Here is an 8,959-nt window from a genome sequence, read left to right as displayed (position 1 = left end):
TCGGCCCCTTCCAGATCATGAGCCTGGCCCGGCATTGTTAGACAGAAGCCTGTTGGATTGCCCGGCGCATTGCACAAAACATGGATTTTGATTGTCAGTCTGCCTTTTGATCGCCCGGTGCATTCCGTTTTTTTGCCCCAGCGCTATGCTGATGAGCGCGGACAATTGCGGAATCAATCATAGCGTATTCGTTATCGGCATCCTCGACCAAGTGTTTGAATGTTTGAAAAACTTTTGTCAGATACCACTTTTACACTAGTGCGTATGACGTGTGTGGATCTCTTTAAAATTCCCCATCCTCTCCGGCAGATCGCGCCCAGGTAACGATATAAAACTGCTTCCACAAACAGTCGGTTATCTTTGACTGTTGCCGCCAACATGCCCTTCACGTCCAGGTAAAAAATCTTTGATTCTACAGTTGCCTGGTGTGCAGAGGCTCTTTCTGGCGTATGAACGTGTTGTGCAGGCAAATGGGTGGGTTCAGGTTCATGCGGCGGATTCCCTGCGCCTCCACCTGCCGGAACGCACGGAAGATACTCTCGATATCCTCCATCCCACGTTCTGGGTGATGGAGTTGTTGCCGTCTGGGCAAGCCACGCCTTGCAGCGCGCAGGCTTTCGGGTCTGTGACGAGGCAGACCTGACGGTGCACGCCGACGACTCAGGCTATAGCCTCGTGCGCGATGATGGTCAGCCCGCCGAACATTTTTCCACCCTGTGCGCCTTGGTGGCGTTTTTGCTCCAGTCCGCGACAACCCATGCGGCGGGAACGCGTGCATGACCTGGTGCACACCGCCGGTCGCGGCACTTACCTTGGCACTTTGGGTAGCTGGGTGCATGCGGTTGGATCCGCCCCCGAAATTCGCTTGGCCGGAAGTGGAAACAAGCACCGATACGCCACAAGCCGATCTGGATGCCGCTTGTGTGGCCGACTACCAGCCCGGCGTCGACTATTTTCCCGACAAGACCGCGTTTACCTATTCTACGCAACTGCGTGTCGAGTACGGCCCGCACTACAAGCGCATCACGTTCACGCCCAGCATGGCCACCGGCGAAGTGTTTGAGTATTTATTTGTGCAATGTGGCCCTCACATTTCCGTCGTCCAGGTGCCGATCCAGAGGCTGGTCACCGGTAACTCTGCCATGCTGGGTGCGCTGGAAGGCCGACCCTGCCTGGCGCGACATCGTGCTGGACATCGTCCATGGGGCACGCCTGGGCAGCGCGGTGCTTGTCACGTTCGCAGGTGTAGCCGGAAATGCCTTTCTGCTGCGCCAAGGCCTGATTAGCCTTGTACATGCTGTATCGCACAAGAACGCTGCACCAGAGCGGTTGAGTAAAGACGATTTCCGCACATTGATCCACTTCGAGCTGATATTTTGTTAGGTCTGCGTGAATGGTTCAGCCAACCAACGTACGCTCAACGCGATCGCGAGGACAAATTTCATTTTTACTTAGAGATTGCTTTATTGATCGACAAGCAAGACAGCCTCGTCGACTTTATTTAGTGTGTCGTTTTCAGCTCCGTATATCATCTATAAATCCACAAGGGCTTTAAATCCACCATAAGTCATCCGTGAAGGATCGAACGGCATATTATTTTCATCGCAAGTTTCTTGCATGCGTGGATCGGCCATTGCTTTTTTGTTCACTTCGTCCCGGTGTTCACGTGATTTATAGACGATAAAGGCAAAAATAACAGTTTCTCCATCTTTTGTCCCCGCCAGTTTGCCGAACGGCACTATTTTGCATGTTTCAGGTGCATCTTCGGGCATTTTCGGCTCGGCATCTTCCAGCACGCATTCTTTGTATTGGAGTGCACCGTGTTCCATCCAGATTTTTCCTGCACTTTCTGCCATTTTACGGTAAGCGTCAATTTTGCCTTCCGGCACGGGTAAAACGAATCCATCTATGTAAGTCATATCTATGCTCCGAGCTATGATTGAATCTGGTGTATGGGAAGAAGGGAGTGGTGTAACCTATTGGTAAAGATCTGAGCAGATATCAACCCATGGAAAGGAAACACCGCAATGACAGATGATAATGTTTTAGAACTAAACGATCCATAACGAAATGATCCGTTACAAGCTGTTCTGTGTGAAGGTGCACGCAAGCTGCTAGCAGCAGCGATTGAATTGGAGATAGCTCAGAAACTGAGCGGGGTAAAGCGGAGGTGGTAAGAAAAGGCTGTCTGCCTGAGCGCACTATTATTCAAACTAGACTGGGAGATATTGCAGTCAAAGTATCAAAAATACGCGATCGTTTTGGCTCTGGCATCAAATTCAACATCAGTTTGATTCCGCCTTACTTGAAACATACCCGAAATATGTAAATTCTTTTACCCTAGTTATATCTGAGAGGCGTTTCAACAAGAGATTTCACCGGGACACTGACACATCTGTTGGGAGCCGATACACCAGGGTTGTCGCCCAGTCATTTAAAGCAAGGCTGGGAGCAGGATTGTCGTGCCTGGAATCAACGTGATCTGGGTCACAAGCGCTATGTCTGTGTCTGGGCGGATGGGTGTCTACATTACGGTCGGAATGGACGACCGGTTATGTCTTCTGGTGATTATTGGTTCGGATGAAACGGGACGCAAAGAATTATTAGCGCCATCGGATGGCTATCGTGAATCAGCAGCTAATTGGGAAGAAGTGTTAATCAATTTGAAACAGCGTGGTCTCAAGGAGGCGCCCAGACTGGCTGTGGGAGATGGTGCACTGGGGTTCTGGAAAGCACTGACCAAACTCTGGCTACAAACAGACCAGCAGCGCTGTTGAGTACATAAAACTGCCAATGTGCTGGAAAACTGTCTAAATCCATGCAATCCAAAGTCAAGGAAGCGCTGCACACTATCTGGCAGGCGGAAACCCGGGAAAAAGCTTATCAGGCATTTGATCACTGTATTGAACGTTTCGGGCCGAAATATGCCAAAGCAATGGCATGCCTGGACGCAACGCACTCGCCTGGTTGAGCGTAAACGATTAGTCTTGTGATTACGCATCTAATCGTCCCATGTGAAAGTGTGCCTTTGGTGCTTTATAGATTGCACTTATTAAAAATGTATGGCTATCACACACAAAACAATCCGTGAAATCTGCTCAACACGTTTTAATCTCCAGTTAAGATAAACTATCTCTTAAAACTGGGTTGATCAATTCTATTGAACCACATCATACTTCTCCGTTTATGACTACGTAATCTGTGGAACTCATGGAATTCATCATCTATCTACTACTGGGCGCTTGTGCCGGTGTGTTCGCAGGCTTGTTTGGAATTGGTGGAGGGATGATCATCGTCCCAATTCTGGTCTACAGCTTTGCACTGCAAGGCTTTAATCCGGATGTGTTGACGCACATGGCAGTGGGGACCTCGCTGGCGACTATCGTTTTTACCTCAGCAAATTCGGTACGAACCCATCATAAACTAGGAGCTGTGCACTGGCCTATGGTTCTCTGGATGACCATTGGGATCGTCGTTGGTAGCGTCTTAGGGGCCTGGACAGCCTCTTCGCTAAGCGGCCCTGTTCTACAAAAAATCATCGGAATCTTTGCTATTTGCATGGCAGTACAAATGGCCTTTGACTTAAAGCCCAAGGCCTCCATGGGGGAGCCTAGCAAACCAGCCCTGAGTGCTGCAGGCGGTGTGATTGGTTGGGCCTCGGCCATCTTCGGTATCGGTGGCGGCTCGTTGACCGTGCCATTTCTGACATGGCGCAGTGTGCCAATACGACAAGCAGTGGCGACCTCGGCAGCTTGCGGCATGCCAATTGCTCTGCTCGGTGCGATCAGTTTTATTATCACCGGCTGGGCCGCTGAAGGGTTGCCTGAGCTAAGCCTGGGTTACGTCTATCTGCCGGCGCTGGTAGGTATTGCATTGACCAGCGTATTCTTTGCCGGCTTTGGTGCTCGGCTAGCACACCGCCTGCCTCAACGTTTGCTCAAGCGCCTGTTTGCGCTGATGCTGGTAACGGTAGGTATAAACTTTCTTCTCTAGAGTCTTATTTCTAAATCTGGATCGTGTAGCCCATGCTGTATGGATTGCTTAGGCGGCGAAGTGCGAGCCTGATTCAGGTAAAATATGCAAATGAGGCATTCAGTGTCCTATTTGCGCATTTGTGCTGCGTACCTTGCTCTCTATAACCCGAACATTCACCCCCAGCGCGAGTACATACTGCGCAAGGAAGAGAACATTCGCTTTGCTGAGTAGCATGCATGATTGATATCAGCAGGAGGTCGGAGTAGTAAAATGTGTTTTTTCATTCGCGCAACCATCGAAAATCATTTATCAAACCAAGAGCATTCATTACAGTATTGCCCGTCGTTATGGTCGTGTGGCCAGCGCAGGGCATACCTATGTATATGAGCCCAGAACGGACATGTTGCTGCGCCAGGATATATACCTCAAGCGCAAAAAACACAAACAGAAAACGAGCAGCGCATCCTTATGCTGACGCAAGGGAATCCCACTGATTTACAAGGTATCGAACGCTCGTGAGTGCATTGAAACAAGCACTGGATGACAGGCGATTTGTCTGCGTACTAGAGGCTATTCCCCAACAGTCCCCTTCGCGACATGCCTCGCTTAAGCAAATTGTGCAACGTGAGCATCTGGCAGGCTGGCCGTTATTACCAGCCTTCGCCGATCGCGTTGGCCCGCACTCTGATTTGAGCCCTTTAGAAGGCGCAGAGGCATTGGAAAACCCAACCTCATCCTTGCTGCACTTCTCAGGCAAGGATCGCGAGCGAACAGACTTGCTGCATCAGATTGAGTCAATGAAGGCTCTTGGACTGGAGCAGTTGTTACTGCTTAGTGGTGACCGCTTGCCAGGCCACCATCCTGGCCAGACGCCTGTGCGCTATCTGGAGTCAGTGCCAGCACTACAGATAGTCCGCGAGCACTGCCCCGACTGGTTGTTGGGCGCAGCGCTGAACCCATTCAAATACCGCGAAGAAGAAAGCGGCGCACAATATCTTAAGGCACAGAAAAAACTCTTGGCGGGGGCTGACTTCCTCACTCTGCAACTAGGCTTCGACGCCACCAAGTATATGGAAGCCCTGGCCTGGATGTGCTCTCAGACAGATATAAAGCCCATGCTGGCTTGTGTGATGAGACTGACAGATAAACGTACATCTGTTTTACAAACCATGCCCGGCATCCTGATTACCGACTCCATGCGCGAGCTTCTGAGTAAGGAGGAGCAGGTGTCTCAGGCCTATGCCAACGAACGTAGCCTCGAACGCCTGGCGTTGCAAATTATAGGCCTTCAGCTGATGGGCTATGCCGGGATTCATCTGTCTGGGGTACACACGCTAGACGAACTGCTGTTACTGGAGCAAGCAATTATCAAGCAGCAAGCCAGCATGACTTCACTGGCCGATTGGGGCGAGCGATGGCATGCAAGCTGGCAGCTGTCCGGATCAGCCCAGATATGCTTTACCCCCGACATTGCTGCATGGGAAATGGGAGAATCTGTGGTCATGGCTAGTCGCCGAGAACGCCTGAGATACAAGTTTTTTTCCAAGGTGCATGGCCAGCTATTCAGCCGCACTGGATGGCTCAGCAAGGCTTTTGGCTGGAGTGTAACGCGGCCAATCTGGAAAGACGGCATGGCAGCGCATGCACTGCATGCTGTCGAACGTGCAGTCAAACGCCCGCTACTGGGGTGCGATACCTGTGGCCGCTGCCGCTTGCAGGACACCCTCTATGTCTGTCCTGAAACATGCCCTAAAGGCTTGGCGAACGGCCCCTGTGGCGGCACCCAACTTAATCGCTGCGAGTTTGGTGATCGGGAGTGCATACACAGTGTTAAGTACCGAATTGCCAAGTCGGCCAATCAGTTACCAGTATTGGCGCAAACCTTAATTCCTTGCATCGAAGCAGATGACCGGCACCGCAGTTCCTGGCCCGAGTGGTTTGAACCAGAGAACTCGACACGAGACGCTGAATGACCGAAAAGGTTTAAGCTTCGCTATGCGCGCCGAGATTGCGGTATTGCCCTTTGAAATACAGTAAGGGCTGGGTGACGGTTGTTGCTTGCAGGTTTAATGCTTTTACTTCACCGATCACGATCAGATGGTCACCTACGGGATGTACGGCGTAAATTTCACAATCAAGCCAGTGCAAACTGCCAGCAATGATAGGGTTGCCCAACGGGGACTCCTCCCATTCAACTCCGCGCCACTTGTCTGTACCGCGCAGAGAGAATCGGTTAGAAATATGGACCTGTTCAGCTGACAAGATATTGACCAGAAAACGCCCTGCCTTACGAATTTTGGGATAACAGGCCGAACTTGCCATTACGCTAAATGACACCAGCGGTGGGTCCATCGACACGCTATAGAATGACTGACAAGTGAAACCGATCGGTTCACCATCAATGAATGATGTAATTACCGTAATACCGGATGCATAGTGCCCGAGCGCTTCGCGATAGCTCAATGGCTCGATAGCAATACTGGAAAGTGACATGGCATGTCCTGAAAATTAGATGTAGCTCAACAGTATTAGGAGGGCCGGAAGTAGCATATGATTTGACTACCGGATAACCCGTCCCCCTGCACTCCGCTTTCAACCTAGGCCAAAAGCTCTCTTCGGACGATTTCAGCCCCGGCACTTAACGTATGTAGTTTGCCTCTTGCCACCTGACGCGATAAGGGAGTCATGCCACAGTTGGTAGCGGGATAAAGCTTGTCAGCATCCACAAACTCAAGTGCTTTACGCAAGGTGTTAGCCACCTCCTCGGGCGTCTCAATGTTGTTGGTGGCCACGTCAATGGCGCCCACCATCACCTTTTTACCCCGTATAAGCTCGATCAAATCCATCGGAACACGGGAGTTTTGGCATTCCAGCGAGATGATGCCAATGCTGGATTGTTGCAGCTTGGGAAAGATTTCTTCATATTGACGCCACTCCGAGCCCAGCGTTTTCTTCCAGTCGGTATTAGCTTTGATGCCGTAGCCATAACAAATATGCACGGCCGTTTCACACTTAAGGCCTTCAATGGCCCTTTCCAGTGTGGCAACACCCCAGTCATTCACATCGTCAAAAAAAACGTTAAACGCAGGCTCGTCGAACTGAATGATATCTACACCAGCCGCCTCTAGCTCTTTGGCCTCCTGGTTGAGGATTTTGGCGAACTCCCAAGCCAGCTTCTCGCGGCTTTTGTAGTGATTGTCATACAGCGTATCGATCATGGTCATGGGGCCTGGCAGCGCCCACTTTATGGGTTGTTTGGTCTGCTGACGTAGAAACTTGGCATCCTCAACAAAAACGGGCTTTTGACGGCTCACAGCACCTACCACTGTCGGTACGCTCGCATCGTAGCGATCACGGATACGAACCGTCTCACGCTGCTCAAAATCAACACCATCCAAGTGCTCGATAAAGGTAGTGACAAAATGCTGACGTGTTTGCTCGCCATCACTGACAATATCAATACCGGCATGCTGCTGTTCTTGCAGCGACAAACGCAAAGCATCCTGTTTGGCTTCAAGCAACTCATCACCTTCTAGTTTCCAGGGTGACCACAGTTTCTCAGGTTCTGCCAGCCAAGAGGGTTTAGGCAAACTGCCAGCAGTTGAAGTAGGAAGCAACTTTCTCATAATAAACTACCTTATTTTCTAAACAATCAAAGCACGTAATTGGCAGACCACTGCTCAAGAACATCTTTATATGGTTTTATAAAACACTCTTCAGTAAATTTGCCCTGCTCAATAGCCAGTCGACTACGTTCTTCTCTATCATAAACAACCCGAGCCAGTGAAAAATCCTGATACTTCAGACTCGGTTGATATAGCTTTCCTGCTACAGAGTTGGCATTGTATATTTCAGGTCGGTAAATTTTCTGGAAAGACTCCATCGTACTAATGGTGCTGATGAGTTCCAGATTAGTGTAATCACTCAGCAAATCACCGGAAAAGTAAAAAGCCAAAGGAGCAACGCTATTCGGAGGCATGAAATAACGAACCTTTAGCCCCATTTTATTGAAGTACTCGTCGGTCAAAGAGTACTCATCTTGCTGATACTCCACGCCCAGTACTGGATGCCAGTTGTCCGTCCGGTGGTAGATCTTGCTACTCGACACACTCAGGCATATAACAGGCTGCTTATTAAAGTGTTTCTTATATACTTCAGAACGCAGAAAGCACTGAAATATCTTTCCATGCAGATCCCCAAAATCATCTGGCGTACTGAAACCGGAATTATTTTTATTATGATCCAGCAGGAGGACGCTAAAGTCATAATCGCGCACATAAGAAGAGAAATTATTGCCTACAATTCCCTCGATACGGCTGTTGATCTTGTGATCAACAACACTTGTTTTTAATATTTCAATCAAAGGAATCGAGGTAATATTCTCGGAGTTAATACTCGCTTCAACAGAGATAATGTCAAGGTCAACAGAATAACGATCGCTCTTCGGATTATCCCAATGCGCCAGAGCATTGAAGCGGTTATTAATCATGGTCAGGGCATTACGCAAATTCTCTTGACGATGCTCTCCTCTAGCCAAGTTGGCGAAATTGGTAGTAAGGCGCGTATTATCAGCGGGGCGGTAGTTTTCGTCGAAACGAGTGCTCTTGATATCGAATGTAAACTCTTTGCTCATTGCAACCTAGTATCCTGATTTATGAGGAAAAGCATGAATGTAATCCTTGCTTTTCCACAGTACTTTTGAAATCTTTATGAATTCTTTTTCAGTAATCTTCATGTTTTCTGAAACCGGAGGTATTCTATGCGTAGTTAATGATTAAGAAAAATGAATTGATTTCATCCAGATTTTAGAAATATTCATAATGTAGGGCGTGTTATCAGTTCAGCCATATAACGGAAGCGGTGAGATAAATAGCGTAAGGAAGTTATCGGCTGGTTTATCATATTGGCGTTGTTTCTTGTAGTTTGATTTAGGTGGGATCACAGTTTAATCCCTGTTTTTTGCAGCAGATCCAGCACTCACACC

The 8,959-nt window shown here is 49.1% G+C and carries 10 protein-coding genes and 1 pseudogene; 5 read left to right on the top strand and 6 right to left on the bottom strand.

What is annotated here, in order from left to right; genetic code table 11:
* Positions 1-411 (bottom strand): annotated as a pseudogene (locus ABO04_RS12185) (IS5/IS1182 family transposase); the annotation flags it as partial.
* A 1-nt stretch (position 412) separates the two neighbouring features.
* Positions 413-838, bottom strand: a complete 426-nt coding sequence (locus ABO04_RS11575; RefSeq protein WP_160810836.1) for a hypothetical protein — start codon at positions 836-838, stop codon at positions 413-415.
* A 37-nt stretch (positions 839-875) separates the two neighbouring features.
* Between ABO04_RS11575 and ABO04_RS11570 the strand changes: the two genes are divergently transcribed.
* Positions 876-1,286, top strand: coding sequence for a hypothetical protein (locus ABO04_RS11570; protein WP_160810835.1), 411 nt, complete (start codon positions 876-878; stop codon positions 1,284-1,286).
* Positions 1,287-1,532: 246 nt separating this feature from the next.
* Here the strand turns inward: ABO04_RS11570 and ABO04_RS11565 are convergent, their stop codons facing one another.
* Positions 1,533-1,919, bottom strand: a complete 387-nt coding sequence (locus tag ABO04_RS11565) for a DUF1428 domain-containing protein (RefSeq protein ID WP_160810834.1) — start codon at positions 1,917-1,919, stop codon at positions 1,533-1,535.
* Between the two features lie 543 nt (positions 1,920-2,462).
* Between ABO04_RS11565 and ABO04_RS12275 the strand changes: the two genes are divergently transcribed.
* The 4 genes from ABO04_RS12275 to ABO04_RS11545 all read left to right on the top strand — a co-directional run bounded on the left by ABO04_RS12275 (position 2,463) and on the right by ABO04_RS11545 (position 5,948).
* Positions 2,463-2,777: a transposase gene (locus ABO04_RS12275; protein ID WP_275689236.1), complete on the top strand. Its 315-nt coding sequence runs from the start codon at positions 2,463-2,465 to the stop codon at positions 2,775-2,777.
* 41 nt (positions 2,778-2,818) lie between these two features.
* A complete protein-coding gene (locus tag ABO04_RS12270; RefSeq protein WP_275689235.1) occupies positions 2,819-2,971 on the top strand; it encodes a transposase in 153 nt (50 codons plus the stop codon).
* Positions 2,972-3,210: 239 nt separating this feature from the next.
* Positions 3,211-3,993 (top strand): sulfite exporter TauE/SafE family protein, encoded by a 783-nt coding sequence (locus ABO04_RS11555; RefSeq protein WP_160810833.1) that lies wholly within the window; start codon positions 3,211-3,213, stop codon positions 3,991-3,993.
* Between the two features lie 497 nt (positions 3,994-4,490).
* A complete protein-coding gene (locus tag ABO04_RS11545; RefSeq protein WP_160810832.1) occupies positions 4,491-5,948 on the top strand; it encodes a methylenetetrahydrofolate reductase C-terminal domain-containing protein in 1,458 nt (485 codons plus the stop codon).
* A gap of 10 nt (positions 5,949-5,958) precedes the next feature.
* On the opposite strand, the gene ABO04_RS11540 is transcribed toward ABO04_RS11545, so the two are convergent.
* From ABO04_RS11540 to ABO04_RS11530, 3 genes are all read right to left on the bottom strand, one after another.
* Complete coding sequence (locus ABO04_RS11540) at positions 5,959-6,468, bottom strand: flavin reductase family protein (RefSeq protein ID WP_160810831.1); 510 nt, start codon at positions 6,466-6,468, stop codon at positions 5,959-5,961.
* 104 nt (positions 6,469-6,572) lie between these two features.
* Complete coding sequence (locus tag ABO04_RS11535; protein WP_160810830.1) at positions 6,573-7,601, bottom strand: methionine synthase; 1,029 nt, start codon at positions 7,599-7,601, stop codon at positions 6,573-6,575.
* A 26-nt stretch (positions 7,602-7,627) separates the two neighbouring features.
* Complete coding sequence (locus ABO04_RS11530) at positions 7,628-8,608, bottom strand: DUF1852 domain-containing protein (RefSeq protein ID WP_160810829.1); 981 nt, start codon at positions 8,606-8,608, stop codon at positions 7,628-7,630.
* Positions 8,609-8,959: the final 351 nt, after the last annotated feature.

It is taken from the genome of Nitrosomonas sp. HPC101 (assembly GCF_009833125.1).
Taxonomy (GTDB): domain Bacteria; phylum Pseudomonadota; class Gammaproteobacteria; order Burkholderiales; family Nitrosomonadaceae; genus Nitrosomonas.
This window is presented reverse-complemented; position numbering and strand designations above follow the sequence as displayed.